Raw genomic sequence first — 25,052 nt, 5'->3', positions numbered from 1 at the left:
TTATTTTTGAACATTTGTTCGATTTTTTGATGAAAAGATTAATAAGGATGTTCTGTATAATAAGTTGACTATCATTGGTGGTGTGGGATTATGAGTAAAAAACGATTATGGTTGTATTTTGCTATATTCTTATTCTTAATAGATTTCGCTTTAGCTGGGGAAGTATATTATATTACACAAGATCAGGAGAATTCTTATTTTGCGTTTAGTGGTTCACCTTCTTATAAAGATGTTCAGCAAACATTTGTTGCACCACAGGATTTCACGATTACTGCAATAGCATTAAATTTGAAGGCTTTGAATCCGCAAGGTTGTGGTGTCAAATTACTTAGAATTGAAGTTCTCGATCAAAATGGGAATTATGTTACTGATAGTGGTTGGTTAGGAGACTTTGAAAACGCCGCAGGATCTTTGTATTATAATTTTCCAGGATATGGTTATCTAAATAATTACTTTGATTTCGTCAAAATTCCATTGCTTGATACGACAAAAGATAATCTGATGAGCGGCAAGCAATATCAACTAAGAATTTATACTAATGTTTGTTCATCCAGCTCAGAAACAAATCCTGCGTTTGCTTTAGCAGGCAGCACTTCGGATGTTTATTCAGGTGGTCAAGCATCTGCTAAACCAGCGTCTTTTCAAATTAAGGATTTTTCTTTTAAGGTTTTAGGTTATACTCCACAACCAACCTGTAAAGAAGATAAAATCTGCGAAAATAATCAAATTGTTCAGATCTATGCTGACTGTAGTAAGCAATACCTCCAAACCTGCTCAGGAGATTACGTTTGTGAAACTGGTTCTTGTCTATATAAATATCCTTTGATGAACATTGCTGGATTCAACATCTATAAAAATGATAATTATATTCAACCAGAAACTTCTTTTGTCGAGAATGATAAAACAACATTCTATCTTTCAACAGAAAATGCCAATGGGAAACCTGGGAGTTATACCACTACAATTACTGTTTATGATAGTAATAATAATATTGTTTCTCTATCTAACAATCCTTACACAGAAACAAGAACTAGCCCTTCTTTTGGCAATGGTGATGTTGTAAAATGGCCAGTAATTATTGATAGTTCCTTTAAACAAGGACAATATAAAGCTGTTGCAAATGTTCAAAACTGCAAAGCACCGAGTACTTGTAGTGTCGAAAAAATATTTTATGTCGGATCAACTTGTTACGATAAAGATAATGACGGCGTAACAACCTGTCAGGGAGACTGCAATGATAATGATGCAAGTGCTTCTTCTTCTAAAACATGTTTGTATGATGGAAATAGTTGTGGAATTCATCAACTTTGTATAAATCAATGTCCTTCAGTACCGGTTGAAGTATGTGATGGAGTTGATAACAATTGTGATCTTCAAAAAGATGAAAATAATGTTTGTTCTGCTATGACGTATTACTGTGATAATGATGGTGATGGCAGTATAAGCAAGTCAGTTTCTGGTACGTGTTCAACCTTTAATTGTCTTCCAAGTGGTTGTACTTTGATCCAAGGAACTGATTGTGATGATAGTAACAACAATGTTAATCCCAAAAAAAGTGAATTGCTTTGCGATCAATTAGATAATGATTGTAATGTAAATACTAAAGATGATAATTGTGAAAATGGAATGAGTTGTAATTATGATAGTAAACAATGTTCTATAAATAGTGAAGATGTAGATTACATTTTTATAAATACAAAAGGTTTTATCTTTGTAGCAGACAAAACTAACGCTTATGAAACTACTGTTTTTGAAGAAATATTTGATGAATATGAACCAAAATATTCTGCGGTTCTCTTAACAGGGCAGCAGATGAAAAATTTTGCAGGTGTTCTTGATGATTTCTTGTTGGAGCTCGGACAATATGAATACGTTGCAAAAGAAGTCATCATTGATAGTTCTGAATATGGTAAAGTAAAAGTGTATAGCGTTGGACCTCAAACAGAGATAGGGAAGATTAGTGATGATATGAGTAATCTTGTAAAGAATAATCCTCTGGCAAAGAGAGTAAAAAACTTTTTTGGCACCGCTGATAGTGCAATTAATATTTTGGATGTCAGTTTAGCGCTTATTCACGGATTTGAGAAAGCAAACGAAAGTACTACTGAAGATCAGATCTTTGTTGCGTTGGTCTATGCTGGAGAAGAAATAGTAGATGGTTATAAGAATATGCTTATTTTTGCGGATGAGGAGATTTCAAATGCTGTTTATATTCATTCATATGGATTAATTCATATTAATACTCCCCTCAAAGATCTTGGAAATTTCTTAGACACCTTCAAAGTTTCAAACAAAAATGGCGATACATGTCTTGGTTTTTGGAAATGGATTAGTTGTATCATGACAATTAATGACGTATTCACTCATCCACTTACCTTTATTACTAATGCAGATTATTCAGCAAAAAACAATAGTATTAATTTCCTAATCACTGTTAAGAATTACTGGCAACAGCTCATAGGTGGGAAAATATTTCTTGGAGCGACTATTTCTGATCGTAATGGCTATTCTTGCAACTTACCTTGGAAGGAATTGAACTTTGCTCCAGGTGAAGTACAGTCAGTTTCTTTATCTAAACAGAATCTTGATAAAAACAAAGAATATATTCTAACTACAAAACTCTGGTATCAATGTACATTTGGATGTGAAGATGCAAGCGGATGCTATAAAGATGGCTGTTGCAATTATGAAGCTTTTCAGACAAGCTATGATCTAAATTTTACTTTGGACAACAATCCACCTATTATCAATGACATTAAACTTAATGATATCTCTTATCAAAGCATTTTTTATGAAGGTGAAAATATATCCATTGAATTTATAGTTTCAGATTTAGATGACAACGACATAGTGCAAGTCGGAATTGTTGATTATTCATTATTCACGTTTTTAGGATTGTCTGGTTGTGAAAAAGACTTTGCAGGAAGCAAGCATTGTAATTTTTTATTTACTACAAAACAAGGCGAAGCAGGAACATATAATTTAACCTTGTATGTTACTGATGGATATGACACTGTCTACAAAACCATTCCAATAACACTTTACCATAATTCTCCACAAATAACCTATCCTCAACAAAATGATATAACTAACACTCAAAATCCAACCTTCAAATGGAATGCTATTGTTGGTCAATTACCAATAAGCTATACCATTAACATTTTCGAAGATATAGAAAGCAATCTCATCTTTACCAAAGAGCTTGGTGATCCTAATCAAGGAAATATAGTGAAACAACATACGCTAACAGACATTACTCTTAAAAAAGATAAAAATTATTTTGTTCAAATTGTCGCATTGAATAACAATGGAGTTACTTTGGCTTCAGAAAAAGTCACATTTTACGTTGATTGTATAACTGATCTTCAATGCGGAGATCCAACAACGTCTCTTTATTGCGGCGCTGATGGCCATTCATATCAAGAAACAACAACACCTACTTGTGTTAATCCAGGAACATTGCAATCCCAATGTGTAACCGAAACAACAACTGCAAAAATAAATAGTTGCAGCTATGGATGTCAAAATGGAGCTTGTAATACGCTGATTTCAACACCTGACACTACAGATGATGCAGAATTATCCTATGTAGGAAATCAAGCAATTCTTGACTGGCGTGTTAATGATCTATCAATTGCTTCGCTTAATTTACCGTTTGAACCACATACAGAATCAACAACGAAAGTAAAAGATTATTCAGAAAACAAGAATGATGCGGTTGTTAATAGTGCTTTGTTCAAACCAACAGAAGGTCATGATGGTAAAGGGGCTTATTATTTTGCTGGTAATAATGCTGCAATTATCTCCACACAACCAATAGATCTATCAAAATACACGGTAAGCTTATGGATAAAACCAGAAATAGTATCAGGCTTCAAGAATTTCATCTATATTCCAGAATCAAAACGCTATTTTGCAATTTCCAATGGTGTTTGCAGCTGGACAGGAACAATATGGTCATGTACGAAAAAAGCACCTTTAATAAACACGTGGACACATATTGCAATAACGTCAGATGGAAATGTGTATCAAAATGGTGTCTATGACGGAAGAATTAGGGTTTTACCGCTTACAGGGATAGCTTCTTTTGGCGATCGCGATCAATCTGCTTATGATTTTAAAGGACTTATTGATGATATTAAAATCTACAACAAAGTGTTATCACTTCAACAGATTCAAAAACTTGCTAATAAACAACAAAACATAATTGTATCAGAAGAAACACAACCAAACGATGTTTGGAGTGTTGCAGCAACTAATAATGATGGCGCTGAAGACGCTGAAACAATAATATCAAATACAATTACTATTAAACATGGTATTAATTCATTTACACCGATGCTTGTTTCATCAGATGGAGAACAAACAACAGATACCAGCAATCTTTTGCTTACTCAGTTAGTAGAGCCGCCTTTGAAAAATATCATTGATTGGAGAGTGAATGGAATATCAATTGCTTCACTTAATTTACCATTGGAAGCACATGCAGAATCTGCAACTAAAGTAAAAGACTATTCAACAAATAAGAATGATGCAGTTGTCAATGGTGCAATGTTTAAATCAAATACTGGTTATGATGGGAAAGGCGCTTATTATTTTACAACAAATACTGGAATCACCACAGCACAGCCAATAAATGTATCGAAATATACCGTAAGCTTGTGGGTAAAACCAGAAGTAGTAACAGGATATAGAAATTTCATCTATATCCCAGAAACAAAGCGATACTTTAGCATTAACAATGGAGTTTGCAGTTGGACAGGAACAATATGGTCATGCACTAAAAAAGCACCCGCGATAAATACTTGGACTCATATTACTATCACTTCAGAAGGCAATGTCTATCAAAATGGTGTATATGATGCGAGAATAAAAGTATTGCCTCTTCTTGGAATATTAGTTGTTGGAGATCGAGATCAGTCAGCTTATGATTTCAAAGGTTATATTGATGGAGTTAAAGTATATAACAGAGTTCTATCACCAGAGCAAATCAGTCAATTAGCTAATGGAAAAGAAGATCTATTAGTACATCAGGAAACAGTTCCTCAACAACAATGGCAAGCTGCAGTAACAGCTAACAATGGTGTTAAGGATGGAATAACTAAGTTTACGAATACTGTTATTATATCTTAATTATTTCCTATTCTATTTTTTCTGAAGGAAAGTACACAATCTTATGCTCCTTATACCACAATAGATGTTTATAACTTTCAATAATATCTTTGAATTTGTGACGTAATTCATTAAGAATACTCCTGAACTGTTCATAACTTTCAACTTCCAACTCAACTTCTAAATCAGCTTGGGCAGTACTTTCATAACTATAAACAATATTGGGATGCACTGCAAAATAGTTCAGCATCTCCTGTTTTTTGCTGTAATCTTTGAGCATGAATTCAATTTTGTACCAATAATAGCCTATTTTGCTGATGTCGATCATTGCTCTAAATCCCTGAATGATTTTTTGTTCTATCATTTTTTTGATACGATATTTGACTATCATCCCAGTCAAATTTAGTTTTTTAGCAATATCAAGGAGTGGCATTCTTCCATCAGCTGCAATGCATCTCAAGATTTTTTCATCTGTTTCATCGATGGTTGCAGTTTCATCAGTTATATAATTAATTGCTTTACTCTCTTTTGTTTTTTTATTAATCAGGTAAGCTCGCTTATAAATCTGGAAGGTTGTATAGATTGATTGTTCAATCTCAAGAATATATGGTTTAAGTTTGGCAAGCAATTCTTCTTTCATCTTATGGCAGTCAAGAATTGTTTTTTCCCAGCTTCCTACGCCTAAATCTCTAAAGCCATCCATGCTGTCAACCCACCAATATTTAGGATGCTTGACAAAATAAGTAATGATTTCTTGTTCTTTATCAGGATCATCATTTTTGAATTTAATAAAAAACCGATTACACATATAGCCAAGCCTGCTCATATTAATAATAGTGTAATATCCTTTAATAACGCCTTCTTGTTCCAATCGTTTAATCCGATAATTGACTACTTCTTTGCTTAAACCAACCTTTTTTCCAATCTGAGAAAAACTTTGCCGTGCATCAAGATCAAGTTGATACAGTATTTTCCTATCTTTCTTGTCTAATTTTACGATTGCTTTTTTTATGATATTATTACTCATATTTTTTATTATAATGATATATAATTTATAAATATTATTGTTTTGATAAAATATATTACATAATATTTTATATACTATTATTGGCTTCTTATCCTATTTTATGCGTTTGGAGGGTTGATTATGATGAAAAGATTACCTATCATAGCTTTAGCTTTAAGTGTTATGCTTATCTTCTTACTCAGTTGTTCAGCTAATACTGAACAAAATCAGGAACCAATCAAGATTGGTTTTGTTGGACCATTAACTGAAGAAATTGCAAGTTGGGGATTAAATGCTTTGGCTGGTGCGCAGCTAGCAGTTAACGAAATAAATAATGCTGGTGGTATTAACGGCAGAAAAGTTGAGCTTATTGTTGAAGATGACAAATGCAAGCAGGATAGTGTCAATGCAATTACTAAATTAATCAGTGTTGATAAAGTAGTCGGTATTATTGGGCCAATTTGCAGTTCAGCAGCAGCTCCTGCAATGCCTATTGCTCAGCAATATGGTGTCCCAACAATAACACCAACAGCTTCTGCTCCAGAATTAACAAAGATTGGTGAATATATTTTTCGTGTTTATCCTTCAGATTCAGCACAAGGTGTGTATGCAGCAGATTTTATTTTTGGCAAACTGCAAAAGAAAAAAGTTGCCTTAATTTATGTTCAGAATGCTTGGGGAGAAGGTTTGCAGCAGGTTTTTAGCAAACGTTTCATGGAGTTGGACGGAGATGTAGTATATCAAGCAGGTGTTTCTCAAGATGAAAAAGATTTTAAGACTGAATTGTTGAAAGTAAAGAATAGCGGAGCTGATGTTTTATATTTTCCTGTTTATCCAACCAATGCTGTCGCAGCTTTTAAACAGATGAAGGAAATTAAATTTGATATTCAAGTTGTTGGAGGAGATGTGTTGGATAGCGATGAAGTAATTAAAAGCGGTTATGCTGATAATGTTATCTTTACTGTTCCTGATGTGTTATTTCCTGAGGAGTTTAAACAGCGTGTTAAACAAGTCCAATTACAAGGTTATCAGCCATTTGAAGTTTCATTTGTCAGCGCATTAGGTTATGATGCTGGTAACGTTATGTTATCAGCTATTGAACAAGCTGGTGATGATAAGGTTAAGATTCAACAAGCGCTTGAACATACACTTATTGAAGGTGTTTCATCTAAAATTATTAGCTTTGATGATATTGGTGATTTGAAAAATCCTCAGTTTAAGGTAAAAGTGATTAAAGGGGATAAAGCTGTTGGTTATGGATAATTTTTATTATCTTTTCTATTTTGATTTATTAATTTTAAAATTTTTACTGACAAAAATCAAAAGATATTTAAACTTAGAGGTTATTCTTATCTTTATGAAACAATATAATTGCATCCAAAGGCTTAATGGCCGTGATTGCCTTCCTTGTGCGTATTTATAATTCTATTAACTATTGTCGACTGAATTTTTTTTTGTTTTTCTCATTTAATATTGATTATAAAAAAGGTTGTTCTCTTTCTTATGTAATTCCCAAATGGTCACTTTAATTTCTAATAATAATATTTCACTTTGAATATAAAATAGCGATAGCTATGGAGGGAAAAAATGTTACAAATAATTAAATTAGGTTCCGCATGTTTGTTTGATGCATATGGAGGAATTGCTTTTGATACTCTTAGAACAAAAGCACAGGAGATTGAAGAAACACTGGATGACGTAGTTTTAGTTGTATCTGGCGCAATTGCCTTAGGAAAAATGCATGAAGGTGAAGCAAGAAAAAATGCTGATTTAACAGCCGTAGAATTACAAGGTTATGCATGTCTTGGTCAGCCAAAATTAATGCAATTATATGCTGATTTATTTACTCAACAGGTAAGCCAACTTTTATTAACATCGCATGATCTGTTGCATCATGAAAACCATATTAGTGGTTTAGTTTATCACAATATTGGCAGGAGAAGAATAACCGTTGTTAATTATAATGATGGAGTTGATTTTGAACAATTAAGAAAAGATAACGATACTTTGGCAGCAACTATTTTACGCTGTTGCGGCGCAGATAGATTGGTTATTCTCGGTCATTATGATGGCATGCTTGGTGAAGATGGCAAAGTTATACCCTATGTAAACAGGGTTTCAGATGATTTGTATACAATGTGTCGTGGTGTTTCAACCCATGGAAATGGCGGGTTTGCTACTAAGCTTGATGCAGCACGACAAGTATTAGCTGAAGGAAAAGAAATGATTATAGGAAATATAAAATACACTTTGAGAGATATTGTGACTGGCACAGTTCCTCGAACTTATTTCAAGCTAGATTAAACAATAGTCAGTACAATGCATTAATCATGCTAAGGAAGAGCTTTTAGAAAGGCAAATTATTTGTGTGGTTAATTTTCCTACCAAACAAATTGGTCCTTTCAAATCAGAAGTGTTAGTTATGGGTGTTGATACAGAGCATGATGGCATTACGTTGTTGATGCCTGGGAAAAAAGCGAAATTAGGGAATAGGGTTTATTGATTCTATTTTAGGTGACTACACTTTAACACTTTGTAGTCACCTGAATGATTTTTCCAATGCTTTATATTCTTTTATAAACAATTCCAATGTTGGATGTAAATCATGATTTTTCTCGTAAGCCTGCAATGAAGTATAGTATTGCATTCGGTTGCTAAGTTCTATATTTATGGGGGGAAATCCTTGTTTTAAAAGTATATTATTTAAAAGAATTCTTCCTACTCTTCCATTGCCATCTGCAAAGGGATGAATATTTTCAAATTGATTGTGCACAACAGCAGCAAGCAATAGTGCAGGATATTTTCTTCTATTTTTGTTATACCAGTCAATTAATTCATTCAGCAGAAAAATAATTCTTGTTTGAGGTGCGCCTTCATGAACAATATTGCCAAAACCGTCTCTAATAACTACTTCTTCTCCAATTCTCCGTAATTTTCCAGCAAAATGCTTTGAATTTTTGAAAACAATTTTATGGGCATCTTTAATTAATTTTATTGATAGATGTTCTTTTGTTTTTCTAATATAGGCAATTGCTTCTTGAACACCGTATGCTTCTGCAATATCATCTTTAGATTTATCCGGCCAGATATCTCTTTCTATGATTTCTTTTACTTCTTTGTCAGTTAACTCGCTTCCTTCTATTGCATTTGTGTTATAAGTAAATATTTCAGTAAAATGGATCCAATCATCTTCAGAAAGATGTTTTATCCTAATAGGAATTTTAGTTTGCAGTTTCTTAATAACATCAAGATCTTCTTTAGAAAGCACGACATGTAGGGGGTCTTTTATCAGATTATATCTTTTTATTTCATCTAACATAAGCTTTTCAGCTATTTTCTTTCGCTCTTCTAGAAGTTTTGTGTTTAGGTCAATGCCAAGAAATTTTCTTAATTTATGCACTTTTCTACCTTCCCTGAGTGAATGTGCTAAATAATACTTTTTCTTCTTATTTTGTGTTCTTATTTCAAGATGCATATACTTATAATAGGTGACTACATATTTAAATTTTTCGAAATTTATGCCTACATATGCAAAGATTAAGAGAAAATATAAAAATGGATTACCCCTATTTCTTAGTATGTGGATCGGTCATTTTTAACGTCAGTCATAAAAATTGCATTTATCTTAGCAATGCAGTCAAATATAATGTTGTTATCTCAATGTATCCTTTAAACTCCTATGTTGAAGGAAAATATCGTTTTCATACTAATGTTAACATTCTTGCCGGCAAAAAAGAGGACATTGATAAATTTGTCAAAGCTGTTCGTAAAGATAAACGCTGTCTTCATTTTAAAGGTTCGGGCAATGTTTACTTGTCCTATATGAAATTTGAAACCAAAGATTATCACACCACTAATTATTATTCTCAAAAAATATTTTTTCTCAAACCTATTGTTCATAAAGACTGCAAAGAAGACTGGTATTTTGGTGCATGGGAAAAATCCATTGTTACTGACATGTATGATATTTTTAAAAAACATTTTCATGTTGAATTATTAGCTATTGAAGAAAAGGATATTGCTGATGTATTTATCCCTCATGTTATGCCGAAAATCACTGAAAAGCAAAAGCAAGCATTGCGTCTCGCAATCAATGAAGGTTATTATCATTTTCCACGACATATTAATTTGGGGGGCTTATCTAAAATTATTGGTGTTTCTCGGGTAACTTATCAAGAACATCTGCGTAAAGCAGAAAGTAAAGTATTATCGGGAATATTTGGAGAGAATGTTGAATAGATATGGTTAAAAATTATAATCTTGCTAATTCATGTGTATGATAAATTATTATCTTATTTTGTTGTTTTAACTTTTTATCATTACTCCATATTGGGCAGTTTAACTTTAATGCGAGAGCAAAATAAACCATATCATCTGGATCAGGTGTAAGTTCTTGTGCTTCCTTAATGTATTGAGTTAATTCTTCAAGAGGAATAAGTGTAATTCTTCGTTTTAATATATTAAGAATATTGAAAAACTCTTCTGTTGTTCTCTCAGTTTTTTCAAGGATTTCTTCTTTATGATCTTCAAATTCTGTAAATATGTATTCAGAGGTAAAAAGATTAAATTTATCTGTAAATAGAAGATTATAACTAAAACTATTTCTAATCAGAGCAGCAAAAATAACATTAGCATCCACTACAAGGTTCATATTATTTGCCTAGTCTTCGAAGTCGGTTGCTTACAGCTTTGCTAACTTCTTTACCTAATCTTAAAGCATCAGTTTCAGTAAACTTACTTTTCTCTTTGAATTTTCTTAATACTTCCATGTCATGTATTTTTTGTGTAAATGCTTGCCGAGCTACCTCAGACCAATTCATTTCAGGAAATGAATCCATTTTTTGCTTTAATTCATTTGGGACAGCTAATGTCATTGTAGTCATAATATCACCTCCATATAACATTATGTTTAGATATGTATAATATGTGTAAATATATAAATATATCGTTTATTCCTTCGCCATGCTCCACAATAACTTGGCATATATCTTAAATGAATCTGCAACATCTTGGTTTTGAATAACGATAGAAAATGCTTTTCCTTTGTTAATGCCGATGGTAATGGTGTCTGCATAAATTTCCATCCATGCAGGGGTAATTAATCCTTCATCCATATAACGTACTTTGCTTAATGGATATGATGCAGATTGTTTTCCAAAAGGTTCGCGTGCATAATCATTATACAAATAATAACATTTGATCCCTTTTTTATATCTTCGCTGGTGATATTCTGCAGAATAAGGCGTTAATCTGTCATATGGAGTTCGCGCGATGCCGATGATCCACATTTCATCGCCTTTTTTCATGATCTCCAAAGTTCTTTCCCTCGCAGTTTGAATGCCACGCAAGCCATCGAATACTTGGGCTGAAGTAGCAGTTGTTTTTGTTTCCATTTGCAAGGTTGGAATTATTTTTTTCAAGGTCTCTTGCTGGGCTTGCATTTTTTCCTGTAATTGTTGGCTATACACCAGCAATCGTTCGGGATCAGCAGCTTGGAAATATTTTGTTTTGTTTTTTACTATGTGGCTGACTAATCCTTTTTTTGCCAGCTTTTCGAGAATTTTGTACACTTTTGAAACAGAAACATTGGATTCATCTACTATTGGCCCTGAGGTAGTTTCTCCTAGCTTGGTTAAGGCAATATATACTTTAATCTCTCCTTCTGTTAAACCAAGCTGCCTAAGTGGTTCAAGATTTATATCTCCTATCATATATAATAATGATAATCACTCTTATTTAAACTTTATCCCCCTAATGGGAGAATAATGTTTATATACTTGTTATTTATTTAGTTCTATCAAGTAGTGAAAATATGGTAAACAACACGTTTGGGAAGGAAATCAAAGAAATTAAGGATATTGTAGATGATCCTATTTGTAGAGCTTATATTGGAAGAACCTTAGGCACTATATTCAGCTCTATTGGAATTAACGAGTCAAGAAGTATAAAACTTATAGGCAAGATTTTTGCGTATGCTGAGCAAAATCAATTTTTATATGAATATAAAGCGAGGGGTGCTTTAGAAAAAGCAGCAGTAACTGAGCGATTGCCCTCAGCATTGGAAGGACGTTCACAATTAATCTATGATCAAGTAAAACCTTATGTTGTTGGTTCAACAGTTTTAGATCTTGGTTGTGGCGATGGAAAAGTTGGAGAATTGCTTGCAGATGATGGTTTAGAAGTAACACTTGCTGATATTTATCAACATCATCATGTTCCAATTATCGGATTACCATTTCGTTTAGTACGAAGAGAAGTAAAGTTATCTCTTGGACAACAATACGATACAACACTTTTGTTAACAGTATTGCATCACAGCGATGATCCATTGCAAACATTGAACACTGCAGTTCAAGCTACACGACAGAATGGAAGGATTATTGTTATCGAATCTGTATACAATATTGAAGATCAAACTGATTTTGGTAGACTAACTCCTGATCAGCAATTTGCCGTCAATATATTCTTTGATCATTTTTACAATAGAATTATTCATTATAATGATAATCCCTATAAAAAAGTAAATGTTCCTTTTAATTTTAATAGTCCTGATCAATGGAAACGGATTTTTGAAAGCAAAGGATTGCGGCAAGATAAGGTAATCTATTTGGGCATTGATCAGGCTTTAGTTCCTGAATATCATACGTTGCATGTGTTGCAAAAATAATATTTATTTACATTACTTATGTCTTCATCATTGAATACCTACATATGTAGGGTAAAATAAGAAATATGCTGATGAATTACTCAGCGTGTGTTGGGTGATCTCTATAAAACATAATTAGTGTTAACTTTGGTGTACTATGATGAACAAAATTAATGTAGCAATTATTGGCGTTGGAAGTTTTGCTAAAGCTTTGGTTGAAGGAGTGTCTTTCTACACCAAAAATCCAAATGAAACAACAGGATTATTACACCTTCTCATCGGCAATTACAAAGTAAAAGATATTAATTTTGTCTGCGCTTTTGATGTTGATGAAAGAAAAGTTGGCAAAAAACTTCATGAAGCAATTTCTATGGGAGCTAATGTTACTCAAGAAATTACTTTACCGTTTGATTACGATGCTGTTGTATATCGAGGTCCAACGTTCGATGGAATAATTGATGAAATGAAAGGATCTTTTGTTTATGAGAGTAAAGATCCTGTAGTTGATGTTGTGGAAATTCTTAAAAAGACAAGAACTGATATTGTTATCAATCTTATTCCCACCGGTAGTGATCAAGCAACGCTTTTTTATGCAGAAGCTAGTCTTCAAGCAAGATGTAGTTTTATTAATGCAATTCCTACTCATCTTGCAGTAATTCCAACGTGGAGAAAACGCTTTGAAGAAAAAGGATTGGTTGTTTTAGGCGATGATATCAAAAGTCAATTAGGCGCTACGATGCTTAATCGCAGTTTATTAGAATTGCTTAAAATGCGCGGCATAATAATCACTAAATCTCATCAAGAGAATTGTGGAAGCAATGCAGATCATTTCAATTTATTATATCGGTCTAAAGCAAAACAAACATCAAAAAGCGAAGCGCTCACTCAGTTTTTACAAACATCAGATGCTAAACCTACAGTAAATTTTTCATATGAAGGAAAACCATCAGGTCATAAAATGGTTACCATTACTCTTGAAGGAAAAATATTTGGCTGCATGCCGATAACCATAACTTCAGTTATCGAAGATGAAATCAGTATTAATGGCGCAGGCACCATTGTTGATGCAATAAGAGTGGCAAAATTGCTTGTTGATACAAACCAACAACCTAAAGCAGCATATGCTTGCGCATTTTTAATGAAAGCTCCTCCCCAACAAATGTCTGATAGAGAAGCATTTGAGATGTTTAATCAAATAGTGGAGAATAAGAATTTCCTTTTATGAACTTATTTGATCATTATCGCTTCTTTCATCCCTCTAAAATCTTCATCGCAAGTGACTATTTTTCCACCTATTCTCCTGGCAGTTAGCAAAACAAAGGCATCTGATAAACTTAAGTTCTTTCTTTTTTGTTTTGTTTCAGCATGAAGAACACCTGCTTCTGAAGCAAATTCAAGATTGATTTCAAAAATCTTTGATCGTGATAAAATTCCTTTTTTTTCTTCTTCAAAAACAGCATTATTTCTTCTAAAGCAACTTGTTAATTCTGCAATAGTTACGATATTAGTTACTATTTCATTTTTAGGATTATCGATTATTTCCTTTACTTTCTTTCCTGCTTCAGTTCCATTACAATATTCAATCCATCCACAAGCATCAATAACGTATTTATTCATTTTTCCAATTGTCCTCTTAGTTTATCTTCTTTTGAAAAAGAAACTTTTCCTTTTGTTATTCCAAAAAAGCTTCTTCTTACTTTTTTAACCTCGATGGTTACGGTCTCATTTTCTATCAATCCTTCTTGTTCAACAATTCTTTTAGGTATAGTGACTACTAATGAACCACCTATTCTTCGTGTTTTGCTCAGTGTTTGCATAGTAATCACCTTGTATAACTTGTAGTATAACTTTATTATATTTAAAGTTATCTATTTTTATCACCCCTACAACCTAGCTGATCTTCTATTTATATGTCCTACGCCACCCTGCTCAGTGGGAAAAATGTCCCGTGGCTTTACACAATATTTATATATTTCAGAACTATATCTTTTATTAGAGGTGATGAAATACTAAGGAGATTTTGTAATGAAAAATACCTTTAATAAATCGAATAGATCCTACTTTTTGAAGGGAGACATAGGAGAGACCGTTCAACTAAGGTTACAAGCAGAAAGGGAAAGGAGCAAACTCAAAGTTACAAATTATATTGCCTTAGTCGTCATATCATCTTATCTAATCGTAATGATCATAAGCTTGTTTTATGATAATCAATTCCGAGAAGTAATGGAACAATTAAAGGTTTTAGTGTTTATTATCATTGGTTATTATTTTGGTAGAGGGTATTAACATGGCAAGAGTTACATTAGGTGGATTGGATATTGGGAATGAAATACTTAACACAAAACTTAATATAGATACTATTCTCACAATACTTTTAAGAAAAAAAATAATCACACAACAGGAATATAAAAATATTAAAAAAGAAATTATTGATACTTACTACTCACAATATCCTACAAACGAATAATACTTCTCTTAATGTGGTTTATCACTTCTTCCTTTCATACACTCCTATTAATTCTCCTTTCGCAAGTATGTGGTTATTCATTGCTTTTTCAATCTCTGCTTTTGCACTTCCTTCGGGTAATTCAATCATACTATTTAATGCATAAACTTTAAAGAAATACCTATGTTCTGCATCAGGCGGACAAGGACCTTTGTAATTCAAGTTCCCTCCTGTTCCTTTCCCGTGCCTACCTTCTGGTTCTTCATGTTCATGGATTTCAGTAACTTTTGGTGGAATATTAAATACAATCCAATGATCCCATACTTTGCCTGCTGGTTTAATGGCATCAGGATCATCCATAATCAAGACTAAACTTTTGGTTTCACTTGGAATACCTTCTATTTTTAACGGTGGGTTTACATTTTCTCCGTCACAGGTATATTTGCTGGGAATTTTTCCATTATGTTTAAATGTGCTGCTTGTTATAGTTAATTTTTTCATAGTATTCACCTCTGAATCTTGTTTTTCAATAGGTATTGTTTGTTCTTCTTCAGTATATTCAGGAATATGAGATTTATTTTCAATTTTTTCTTGATCGTTTGTTGTAATTAACGATTGTTTTTGTTGTGGGTTGCAACCTATTATAATAATGATAAAGGTAAAAACAACAAGTAACCTGAGGATTTTTCTCTTCATAGTATCACTGTGTTTTTGAAGATTAAATAATTAACGGTTTTTAGATCGAAATATTTATATATATGTATATATGTATATTACTTATGTCGCAAATCATAAGTGTCTCTGATGATGTGTACGCGTCTCTTAAAAAAATAAAAGGTAAACAAAGTTTTTCCCAGGTATTACGTAGAATGATTCATCAAAAAGATAGCAAACAACGGTTCATGTCTTTTTTTGGAAAGGGTGGTATTGACGAAGCTAAGGTAAGAGAAGCTCGTGAGATGTGGCAAACGTGGGAAGACAAATTTGTTTAGATTCAGATATTGTTATTAATCATCTACGCGGTGATGAATCTATTAGGGATGTTTTGCAACATTTACGGGCTGATTTCTGTATTACCTCAATAAACTTATTTGAGTTATGGTATGGGAGAAAAGAATCTGAAACAATCACTCAGTTTTTATCAACATGTGCTATTTTATCATTAGATTATCGGTCGGCAATACTTGCTGCAAATATCCAGCGCGCTCTGAAGATAAAAGGGAATACATTGGATATTAAGGATTTGTTGATTGGTTCAATTTGTATTGTTGAGAATGTTAGTTTCTTGACCTTGAATAAAAAACATTTTGAACGTTTACAGCATCATGGATTGAGATTAGTGTAAAGTATGAACTGATTTGTAATAAGCGTAGCAAAAAAAGCAGGGGCATTTCTTTCGAAGTATTTTAGACATGATGAATTTATTGTCAAAGAACATAGTTGCTTTTCTCTTTTTTGATAAGCTCCTCTCTTTCTAAGTATAAAAGTATTTTTTTTATTTTTATTGAGTCCATTTTCAATTTTTTAATTATTTGTAATTCAGATATTCTTTTCTTTTCTGTTAATAACCTTATAATCATTCCTCTGATCTGTCTATCTGATCCTTGAAATTTGCTTTGTTTAGTATACTGTTTGCTTTTTCTGCTGAGATTGCCGTGTTTTTTCTTAAGCATGGCGCCATAATCCATTAATGCATTATACCATCGCCGAGGATTTTGTTTATTCATGGTTTGCAAAATCAGAGGAATAAGCTGTTTATCATCAATATTTTTTCGTTTATTTAGAAAATGATGAATATAAACAGTCCTAATATTTGTTTCAATGACTACTGTTGGCAGATTGAAGGCAAATGTTTGTATTGCAGCGGTAGTGTAATGTCCAATACCAGGTAATGCAGTTAATGCTTCTACGTTTTCAGGAAATTTTCCATAATATTTTCTCATAATTTCTTTTGCGCATTGATGCAATGCTTTTGCTCTTCTGTTATAACCAAGTCCTTGCCATGCTCTAAGCACGTCCCCTAATTCTGCTTGCGCTAAACTATATATTGTGGGAAATTGTTCTAAGAACTTGTTATAAAAATTGATAACGCGATCGGTTTGTGTTTGTTGGAGCATAATTTCTGACACTAATATTTTGTAAGCATCAGTAGTTTCACGCCAAGGAAACGAACGTTTGTTGGCGTTATAATACGCGTAGATTTTGTTTTGGAATGCAGCTATTTCTTTTTTTGAAAGTTTTGCCGTTCTCATTAATAAAGTTAATCTCTCGCTCTTTTTAATCTTATTATTCTTTTTCTCCGCTCAACTCTTTCAGCGTATCCAGTCTCATTGTGGTAAAATGATATATAATTCTGTTGGAGAAATCTATTCCTACCAATGCTTTTGTTAATTCTTTATCTTTAGTGCCATAGAGTTTTTCGATGTCAGTAGAGATTTGCTTATAAATTTTAAACGCTTTGATAGCATTTTCTTTCTTTGGTGTGTAAAAAAATTCATAGCTTATTCTAAAAAGATCATTCATGTTATGAATTAATTGAACTAAATCTTTATCAAGCTTTGTTCCTGCTAATATTTTTCCTAATTCTTTAAGCTCATCTCCTAAATCTTCTGCGCTTTCAATGAGATAATAAAGAAGTGTTTTTCCAAAATTAATTCTTTTCTGGTTTTTATTTAACTCCCGCAAACAAAAATACGTGAATTTATTAACATCGAAATCCTGGTAAAAAATATTTTCTAATGCTTTCTTATCATTTGCTTTCCAAGCCTCTTCGCAGGTTTTTGCCATGTCCATTAAAATAAGGAATGCTCTTCGTAGTAATGTATCAAAATCAAGGTTTAAATTAGAAGAAATAACTTGTATCTCGATTTTGTCTTTGCCAATATCCAATATCTCAAAACCCATTAATTCAGTTACTTTATTTTTAACAGCTTGGAGTATGTCTTGATTGTCGCAGTTGAGAACTATTTTATCATATCCTTTTTGATACGCGCGCGCAATAAAACGATCTGCTAGTTTTGGAACTAAACCAGAAACATCAACCATAATATCTTTAAGAGCTTGCTGTTTTTCAGTACTAATAGTTATACTATTATCTATTTCATCAATATCTATTTCATCGCCTGCATTGAGGTTATTCTTCTGCACCCATGCAGAAGGCAGGGTGATGGTTAATGCACGCACCCCCTGTTTTACTAATTTCCTTTTCACAATCATATGTTATCTATTTCGATATATAAATATATCGATTTGCTATATATAAGATATATCGCTCTATTCTTACTATATACTATATACCAAAATGATATATAATACTTTTACTATATATGTTGTTATGGATAACATATATGAGGTGAATCTTATGCAAAACAAAACAAATGAAGTTGTTGAACACAATGGGAGTAAATTGAATGCTAAACCAAGCGGCAGGGCTTCTGAACGTACAGCTGGCAGTCATTTGCTGATGCTGTACGAGAACATGAAAGGTGCGTGACAAGAAGCTGTCTGATTCTGACGTTGAAGAAGCAGACAGCAAAAATGATTATTTTTCTCTTTCTTAGTAGTAAATTGGTTAAGATTTAAAAATAAAGAAGTGTTTCTCGGTGAGTGACATGTCAACAGTAAACGGTTTAGAAGCAAGAGTACTGGTTTATGATCCTGAATATGGGATTACTGAACAAGTAGTACACCATCTCGAAGAACGTTTTGGTAAAGGTACTGTTGATGTGGAAGGCAGCGGTAAGCCAGTAGAATTATCAACTATTAATTACATTGATGATCTTGTTACACGCGTCTTAAATCATGATCCTGTTTATTATTCTCTCGTTGTTTATCCTGTTAGTATCTTTAAGGAATCTGGAAGTATGGGTTCTGTTGCTAGAATTCATAAATACGATCCTTTTATGCCACAGATGGTTTTAGGTGATTACAGAGCTGAATTAACTGATGCTATTATTACTGATGTTTTTATAAGTCTAGAATCATTTGATAATGAGATGAGTGCAGAGCATCTTAAACTCCTAATTGATACTTGGGTTAAAGCAGCAGTAAACGAACACGTTGTAGATACTACTGTTTTAGGTAAATCTGAGCGTGCAGGTATATTATATTCTGCTGCAAATGATGAGCAATTAAAAGCAGCTATTCATGGAATGATTTTCAAACAGCTTCATCCTTTACCTAATCTTGTTGTGGTAAAGATAGGTGGCAGTGCGTTAGATTTTACTATCCAAAATACTTTAGAAGCTAACTTGGGAATTGTTTGTTCTGAACTTAGTCAACTTCATGCTCAACGTTTATGCTATGAAGAGGTGTATATTCCACCTTATTCACAAACGAAAACTTGGAAAGATTCAGATGGACATGTCCATAAAGATGTTATTCACAAACCAGGGAGAAGAGTGAGAAGAGAGGTTACTCGTGTTCAGAGAATATTGATTACTGTTGGCGCAGGTCCTGCTGGTGATTTTTATAAAACACTCTTTAAAGTATATTCAAGATCACACCCACGTTTACCAGAGGAATTCCCCCTATTAATTGCTCATGTTCTCGAAAATAATCTACAGGCAGTAAGTTGTTTATTTAATCCAGTATTTAAGCCAGATAAATCAACTAGCTATGGAAAACCAGAGTTACTTACTTCTGGTGCTTATTATCGTATTAATGAAACTCAAACTTCGCAAGCTATTCCCTTAATACCTACTGCTCCGCATTGGATCATGGTAAAGCAAGGAATCCCTCTGACAGATTCAGATACGCAAACACTTGCTTTAGCTGATTTATATGGAGCTGAACGAGTAATTCTCTTAAAACGAACTGATGGAATTTACAATTTTGATCCGTATAGGGGTTTTAAGCCTGATTATAAACCACCCTATGGTTGTGCAGATTTAAATGCATGGCGTTCTGCACAAAGACATAACAGGAGACATGCAGTTGTCAATGTAAATGGAATTATCAATAATGAGATTTTACGAGAGGGAACCGGAATAACAGGACTTGCTGATGGAACAAGAGACCATCTGATGGAAACTTCAGCTTTAGAATATTTTCGAGATCGTTGTACTCGTTTAAAAGAAATTGTCGTTGTTCATGTTGCTCCTCATGAACTTTACCATCAAAGTAACTATGATGGTTTTAGTCATGTTATTACACGAGAACAACTTCAACTTTCAAGAGGTGGTTGGCCGGTTTATCTTAGACGAACAATTCGAGACGCAGTGAGAGGAAGAGCAAACAGCACTATTGTCAGGCAGTAGCGTCTATAAAAGCATTATATATCGATTTGCTATATATAGTATATATTGTTCTATTCTTAGTGGTAAATTGGTTAAGATTTAAAAATAAAGAAGTGTTTCTCGGTGAGTGACATGAGAGTTGAAGATGAAGTAGCAATTGGAGAAGATGATCGAAATCTTGAAGCGCGAATTCTTGTTTGTGATCCAAATCAAAGAGAACAACTATTGCCTTCTGTAGCTCTTCTTCCTGAATATTTCCGTAAAGAAATAGATTCAAGGTTCAAGGTAGCTTCAGATAGGAGTAGTAATTTATTACATGCTGTTTTTGGTTACGGTGGTTTTGATCCGATTAAGATTGAAATAGTTACTGATTTAAAACAAATTATTGAAACATTAAAAGCAAGTCCTTTGAGTTACTCCCTTGTTGCGTATACACTTGATGCTTTACGTTTAGAAGGAAGCGGAGGAACTATTGGAAGTGTTCATGCTATTGATCCTTTTATGCCACAGATGGCTCTTGGTGAACCATTAGAATACTTGGCAGATACTATAGTTGAAACAACAAGAACAGCTGAAAAAGAGGGAAAGAAACTAGCAAGGTCTCGACCTGCTGAAAAATTTCCTATACGTGAGTATGTTTGTAAACAAGTACAAAAAGTTCTTGCAAAATATAGTTTAGATGATGCTTTAGCAGGAAGATGTGCACGTGCTGGATTGCATTACTTTATATCCAGTGAAAGAGAATTACACGATGCTACCTTTGCTAAAATTTTTCGACAACCATCTGTTTTGGCAAATCTCATCGTTGTTAAAATAGGAGGAAGTGCTTATGATTATGATCGTCAGAATAGAGGCAGTACTAATTTAAGAACAGTTTGCCAAGCACTAAGTAAAATTCATCAGGATCGTCCAGAATCTCTTAGGGTAAGACAAAAAACTCAGGTCAATAGGATTTTAGTTACCACTGGTGCTGGTCAGTTTGGTGATATCCTTAAAGATAGCTATGCAAAATATGGGGATGATCCTTCGTTTGCTTGGGATCATCCTAAACGTATTTCAGAAGCATTAGAGCTTAATCTAAAAATTCTTAAGCAATTATTTGATCGTGATCATCCAGAAAAACATGGAAGAGCGAAATACGTTCCCGGTGATGCATTTTATTACGTGAGTAAAGATTCTTCTTCACGCAGGATACTTCTTCTTGGTACTGCACCACATTGGATAGTCATTAGAGATAAAATTCCCTTGCAGGATTCAGACACTCATACGATTGCTCTTGCAGAGTTTTATGGCGCTGAACGAGTTGTTTTAATTAAAAGAACCGATCGTATTTATGATTTTGATCCTTATCGTGGTTTTGTTTTTAATCCTAACAATAATAAATGCGCGGATTTAGAGAGTTGGAAAGAAGTTCAAGCACATAATAATTCCTATGGTGTTGTTGAAGTTGATGATCTTTTAGAAGGACGCATTTCTCGTGAAGGAACTAATTATTATACTGGTGTAGCAGATGGAACAGCCGGGCATTTAATGGAAGATTCTGCATTGCGTTATTTCCGTGATAAATGCAAGAAGGTTAAAGAAATTGTTGTTGTTCACATTGCTCCTGAAGAAATGTATGTTCAAGAGGGCACTTCAAATAGATACAGGCATGTTATTGATCAAGATCATGTTATTCAACTTCCTGAAGGTGGGTGGAAAGCTTATCTTGAGCATACTATTAAAGAAGCTTTCAAGGGAAATGTGTATAGTAAAATAGTGCGATAACTTAAACTAAAGTACGTATTAAGTCTTCTTCGGTTTTAGTGCCGGTTCAGCTTCTGAAGTGTATATCAATTGGATTTTTCTCTCTGGCACTCCGAAAAATCCCCAATATAAATTTAAGAAGAGCTTCACAAAAAGGAGTTCTGTCCTGAATCTCGGCATAGCCTCGGTTTTGGTGCCGTGATTATCCCGTTTGTGTGTAACAAAGAAAAAATTCCCACTGGAACTTCCTTTTTTCCCACGTATTAATTTGAAGGATAATCACCAGCATGGCACCAAAAACTTTACTGATCAAAGAAAGTGTTTGATAACATTTGACTTTCTTTGATGGTATATTGCTGCGCAATACATTCAGGACAGAACTAAGAATGTAGGCACTAAAACCCCATACTTAATACATACAAAATAAAGTTAGCTTTATTAATCCTTACTTATTTTTCAATATTATGTCATCTCCACTCTGTCAATACTTTGGTAAATGCGGTGGCTGTACAAGCCAGCATATTGAATATGAAACACAAATCATCAATAAAAAAAATCAATTAGCAAGAAGCATTGATTTTTCTGATATTACGGTAGTTGATGATCAACCCTATTATTATCGCAATCGTATGGATCTCATCTTTCATCCTCATGGATTAGGCTTTAGAGAAAAAGGAAAATGGTATAGCATTGTTGACATACAACAATGTGTAATATCAAATAGCAAATTAAATCAATTATTGAATGAAATCAGAGATTTCTTCAAAGGTGTTGATAGTTTTGATCTCCATAAACATACTGGGACGTATAGATATGCGGTGATTAGAACTCCTGAGTATGATTCATCTATTTCATTTGTTCTCAACGAAAAATCAACAAAAATAGCAGAAGCTCATGAAAAGATTAAAGCGTTTGCTGCAAAAATAATAGCGAATAATATTATCATTACCTATGCGAATCCTGAAAGTGATGTCAGTATTTCATCTGATTTTTTTGTTGTCAAAGGCAAGGATATGCTTGAGGAAACGTACTTAGGAAAAAAATTTCTTTACTCAGTGCAAGGATTTTTCCAAAACAATTTCAGGATGGCAGAAAAAATGCACCAGCACGTTCATGCTATTTTAAAATCTTATAAACCTGCTCACAAACATCTTCTTGATCTTTACGCAGGTGTTGGCACCTTTGGGATTATTAATGCTGGGCTGTTTAAGACGGTTACTATGATTGAAAGCGTTAAAGAATGCATTGATGCTGCAAATCAAAATATTGTTAATAACGAGGTTAAAAATGTACAAGCATTTGTCTTAGACGCGCAACATATTAAACGATTAAATCTCCAACAACCATTATTTGTTATAACAGATCCTCCTCGTTCAGGTATGAGTGAGAAAACTATTGAACTACTTAAGAATCTCGAACCAGAAGTGATTATCTATGTTTCTTGTAATATTGAGCAGCTTGGAAAAGATGTTAAAAAATTTAAAAAATACCAGCTTAAAAGCGCAGCACTGTTTGATTTATTTCCTCAAACACCGCATAGTGAAGCGATAGTAGAACTGGTTAGGAAAACTGATTAGAAATTATTTTTTATTTTAATCTTTTTTTAATCTCTTCTATTACCATAAATTTTCCTTCTTTTTTACATTTTAGAAATGCTTCTTTTTGCGTTAAGTACTCAGGCATTTATATTCACCTTTACAAAGTCAATATTTCCTTTAATGATATTTCCTTTAATAATATTTTTTACTAAGCCGATGCCTAATTTAATTAGTTCTTTTTTCGTTTGACAGATAAATAGTTGTATCTCATGATGTAGTTTTAATTCATAATCTGCTATCTTCAAACCATCTGCATTTCCATAAATAAAAATATCCAGATCACTATTTTTATACCAGTCTGAACGTGCAAAACTCCCAAAAATAATAATAGTCTCTGCTTTTTTTAATGAACTAAGGTGATTTAAAAGTCCACTTTGATATAATATATCTAATGCAAATAATTTTTTCCTATTTTTATATGCTGAAGCTTCATAATCACTCATGTAATAAGGCATTTTTCTTTTTTCTTTTATCCTTTTAATCAATCCTTCTTTTATGAATTGTTTGAGCCATCTGTCTGCTTTGCTTCGAGTTATTTCAGCTTCTCTCAATATCTCTTCAAAATGCCATTCTCTTGTTGGTTCTTCAAAAAATAATTGTAATAATTTCTTTTCCTTACTTTCCATAATAGTTCCTGTAATGGGAACTATTTTATAAATATTGTGTTTTCTCACCAATTTGAATATACTATATATACCATAAATTCATATATTATTTATTGTAATAATGATCTATGAAAACACGGACTATTGCTATTATTGTACCTTACACTAAAGAAGGCAAGGTTCTTCTTCAAAAACGTCATTCTATTAGCAAATGGGGCGAAGAATGGTCATTTTGGGGTGGTGGCATAGATCCAGGAGAAACTAAAGAGCAAGCTGCTCGAAGAGAGTTAAAAGAAGAATTAGATTTTGATGTTCAAAATTTACCATATCTTGGCGGGATTAATAAAATTATGAAACATATCAAAGATTTGGAATTATGGTATATTACTTATGAAATCTTTGTTACTCCTATTTCAGGCGATCTCAGCCAATTTCATGTACACGAAGGAGATGGGTTAGGGTTGTTTTCTTTGTCAGAAGCTCGTCATTTGAAAATGGCGCCTATTGATAGTCAAGCTTTAGATGTTGTTGAAGCCTTTTTATCTACTTTGTTAACCCTTGATAAATCAGAAATAACAGCGTAGGTATTATGCGATACTACGTTATACTACTACTCTATTTAAAAATATTCCATAAGTATTTATAAATCCGTATGC

General features: G+C 33.1%; 25 protein-coding genes. 14 read left to right on the top strand and 11 right to left on the bottom strand.

Annotated elements, in window-relative coordinates; genetic code table 11:
• Window positions 1-90 precede the first annotated feature (90 nt).
• The gene (locus HYY69_01835) at window positions 91-5,133 is read left to right on the top strand and encodes a hypothetical protein (GenBank protein ID MBI3032189.1); all 5,043 of its coding nucleotides are present in this window, start codon (window positions 91-93) and stop codon (window positions 5,131-5,133) included.
• A gap of 7 nt (window positions 5,134-5,140) precedes the next feature.
• Here the strand turns inward: HYY69_01835 and HYY69_01830 are convergent, their stop codons facing one another.
• On the bottom strand, window positions 5,141-6,139 hold the full coding sequence (locus tag HYY69_01830; GenBank protein ID MBI3032188.1) for a winged helix-turn-helix transcriptional regulator: 999 nt from the start codon (window positions 6,137-6,139) through the stop codon (window positions 5,141-5,143).
• A gap of 120 nt (window positions 6,140-6,259) precedes the next feature.
• Between HYY69_01830 and HYY69_01825 the strand changes: the two genes are divergently transcribed.
• The 3 genes from HYY69_01825 to HYY69_01815 all read left to right on the top strand — a co-directional run bounded on the left by HYY69_01825 (window position 6,260) and on the right by HYY69_01815 (window position 8,621).
• Window positions 6,260-7,381, top strand: a complete 1,122-nt coding sequence (locus tag HYY69_01825) for an ABC transporter substrate-binding protein (protein MBI3032187.1) — start codon at window positions 6,260-6,262, stop codon at window positions 7,379-7,381.
• Between the two features lie 324 nt (window positions 7,382-7,705).
• The gene (locus tag HYY69_01820; GenBank protein ID MBI3032186.1) at window positions 7,706-8,422 is read left to right on the top strand and encodes a hypothetical protein; all 717 of its coding nucleotides are present in this window, start codon (window positions 7,706-7,708) and stop codon (window positions 8,420-8,422) included.
• 19 nt (window positions 8,423-8,441) lie between these two features.
• Complete coding sequence (locus HYY69_01815) at window positions 8,442-8,621, top strand: hypothetical protein (protein MBI3032185.1); 180 nt, start codon at window positions 8,442-8,444, stop codon at window positions 8,619-8,621.
• Window positions 8,622-8,657: 36 nt separating this feature from the next.
• Here the strand turns inward: HYY69_01815 and HYY69_01810 are convergent, their stop codons facing one another.
• Entirely contained in the window at window positions 8,658-9,593 is a 936-nt protein-coding gene (locus HYY69_01810; GenBank protein ID MBI3032184.1) for a Fic family protein, read from the bottom strand.
• Between the two features lie 53 nt (window positions 9,594-9,646).
• On the opposite strand from HYY69_01810, the gene HYY69_01805 reads away from it, so the two are divergent.
• Complete coding sequence (locus tag HYY69_01805) at window positions 9,647-10,357, top strand: helix-turn-helix domain-containing protein (GenBank protein ID MBI3032183.1); 711 nt, start codon at window positions 9,647-9,649, stop codon at window positions 10,355-10,357.
• Window positions 10,358-10,370: 13 nt separating this feature from the next.
• On the opposite strand, the gene HYY69_01800 is transcribed toward HYY69_01805, so the two are convergent.
• From HYY69_01800 to HYY69_01790, 3 genes are all read right to left on the bottom strand, one after another.
• A complete protein-coding gene (locus HYY69_01800; GenBank protein MBI3032182.1) occupies window positions 10,371-10,769 on the bottom strand; it encodes a PIN domain-containing protein in 399 nt (132 codons plus the stop codon).
• Window position 10,770: 1 nt separating this feature from the next.
• On the bottom strand, window positions 10,771-10,956 hold the full coding sequence (locus HYY69_01795; GenBank protein ID MBI3032181.1) for a hypothetical protein: 186 nt from the start codon (window positions 10,954-10,956) through the stop codon (window positions 10,771-10,773).
• 111 nt (window positions 10,957-11,067) lie between these two features.
• Entirely contained in the window at window positions 11,068-11,829 is a 762-nt protein-coding gene (locus HYY69_01790) for a hypothetical protein (GenBank protein MBI3032180.1), read from the bottom strand.
• A gap of 101 nt (window positions 11,830-11,930) precedes the next feature.
• Here HYY69_01790 and HYY69_01785 point away from each other — a divergent pair, with 101 nt between their 5' ends.
• Entirely contained in the window at window positions 11,931-12,785 is an 855-nt protein-coding gene (locus tag HYY69_01785) for a methyltransferase domain-containing protein (protein ID MBI3032179.1), read from the top strand.
• Window positions 12,786-12,921: 136 nt separating this feature from the next.
• Window positions 12,922-13,989 (top strand): inositol-3-phosphate synthase, encoded by a 1,068-nt coding sequence (locus HYY69_01780; protein MBI3032178.1) that lies wholly within the window; start codon window positions 12,922-12,924, stop codon window positions 13,987-13,989.
• 2 nt (window positions 13,990-13,991) lie between these two features.
• On the opposite strand, the gene HYY69_01775 is transcribed toward HYY69_01780, so the two are convergent.
• Entirely contained in the window at window positions 13,992-14,381 is a 390-nt protein-coding gene (locus HYY69_01775) for a PIN domain-containing protein (GenBank protein MBI3032177.1), read from the bottom strand.
• The gene (locus HYY69_01770; protein MBI3032176.1) at window positions 14,378-14,581 is read right to left on the bottom strand and encodes a hypothetical protein; all 204 of its coding nucleotides are present in this window, start codon (window positions 14,579-14,581) and stop codon (window positions 14,378-14,380) included. The genes HYY69_01775 and HYY69_01770 overlap by 4 nt, the downstream gene beginning before the upstream one ends.
• A gap of 470 nt (window positions 14,582-15,051) precedes the next feature.
• On the opposite strand from HYY69_01770, the gene HYY69_01765 reads away from it, so the two are divergent.
• The gene (locus HYY69_01765) at window positions 15,052-15,231 is read left to right on the top strand and encodes a hypothetical protein (protein MBI3032175.1); all 180 of its coding nucleotides are present in this window, start codon (window positions 15,052-15,054) and stop codon (window positions 15,229-15,231) included.
• Between the two features lie 21 nt (window positions 15,232-15,252).
• On the opposite strand, the gene HYY69_01760 is transcribed toward HYY69_01765, so the two are convergent.
• The gene (locus HYY69_01760) at window positions 15,253-15,711 is read right to left on the bottom strand and encodes a YbhB/YbcL family Raf kinase inhibitor-like protein (protein MBI3032174.1); all 459 of its coding nucleotides are present in this window, start codon (window positions 15,709-15,711) and stop codon (window positions 15,253-15,255) included.
• 278 nt (window positions 15,712-15,989) lie between these two features.
• On the opposite strand from HYY69_01760, the gene HYY69_01755 reads away from it, so the two are divergent.
• Together HYY69_01755 and HYY69_01750 are read left to right on the top strand one after the other, a co-directional pair.
• Entirely contained in the window at window positions 15,990-16,202 is a 213-nt protein-coding gene (locus tag HYY69_01755) for an antitoxin VapB family protein (protein ID MBI3032173.1), read from the top strand.
• Window positions 16,181-16,555, top strand: coding sequence for a type II toxin-antitoxin system VapC family toxin (locus HYY69_01750; protein MBI3032172.1), 375 nt, complete (start codon window positions 16,181-16,183; stop codon window positions 16,553-16,555). The genes HYY69_01755 and HYY69_01750 overlap by 22 nt, the downstream gene beginning before the upstream one ends.
• Before the next feature lie 82 nt (window positions 16,556-16,637).
• Here the strand turns inward: HYY69_01750 and HYY69_01745 are convergent, their stop codons facing one another.
• Window positions 16,638-17,462, bottom strand: coding sequence for an A/G-specific adenine glycosylase (locus HYY69_01745; GenBank protein MBI3032171.1), 825 nt, complete (start codon window positions 17,460-17,462; stop codon window positions 16,638-16,640).
• A gap of 34 nt (window positions 17,463-17,496) precedes the next feature.
• Complete coding sequence (locus HYY69_01740; protein ID MBI3032170.1) at window positions 17,497-18,420, bottom strand: phosphate uptake regulator PhoU; 924 nt, start codon at window positions 18,418-18,420, stop codon at window positions 17,497-17,499.
• 401 nt (window positions 18,421-18,821) lie between these two features.
• On the opposite strand from HYY69_01740, the gene HYY69_01735 reads away from it, so the two are divergent.
• The 3 genes from HYY69_01735 (at window position 18,822) to rlmD (ending at window position 23,770) form a co-directional block, all read left to right on the top strand.
• A complete protein-coding gene (locus HYY69_01735; GenBank protein MBI3032169.1) occupies window positions 18,822-20,468 on the top strand; it encodes a hypothetical protein in 1,647 nt (548 codons plus the stop codon).
• A gap of 111 nt (window positions 20,469-20,579) precedes the next feature.
• Window positions 20,580-22,214 (top strand): hypothetical protein, encoded by a 1,635-nt coding sequence (locus HYY69_01730; protein MBI3032168.1) that lies wholly within the window; start codon window positions 20,580-20,582, stop codon window positions 22,212-22,214.
• 443 nt (window positions 22,215-22,657) lie between these two features.
• A complete protein-coding gene (gene rlmD / locus HYY69_01725) occupies window positions 22,658-23,770 on the top strand; it encodes a 23S rRNA (uracil(1939)-C(5))-methyltransferase RlmD (GenBank protein MBI3032167.1) in 1,113 nt (370 codons plus the stop codon).
• A gap of 98 nt (window positions 23,771-23,868) precedes the next feature.
• On the opposite strand, the gene HYY69_01720 is transcribed toward rlmD, so the two are convergent.
• Window positions 23,869-24,417: a nucleotidyltransferase domain-containing protein gene (locus HYY69_01720; GenBank protein ID MBI3032166.1), complete on the bottom strand. Its 549-nt coding sequence runs from the start codon at window positions 24,415-24,417 to the stop codon at window positions 23,869-23,871.
• A gap of 107 nt (window positions 24,418-24,524) precedes the next feature.
• Here HYY69_01720 and HYY69_01715 point away from each other — a divergent pair, with 107 nt between their 5' ends.
• Window positions 24,525-24,980, top strand: a complete 456-nt coding sequence (locus tag HYY69_01715) for an NUDIX hydrolase (protein ID MBI3032165.1) — start codon at window positions 24,525-24,527, stop codon at window positions 24,978-24,980.
• Window positions 24,981-25,052 lie beyond the last annotated feature (72 nt).

The organism is Candidatus Woesearchaeota archaeon (assembly GCA_016192995.1).
Lineage (GTDB): Archaea > Nanobdellota > Nanobdellia > Woesearchaeales > DSVV01 > JACPTB01.
Note: the sequence above shows the minus strand (reverse complement) of the source record. Positions and strands in the feature narration are given on the sequence as shown.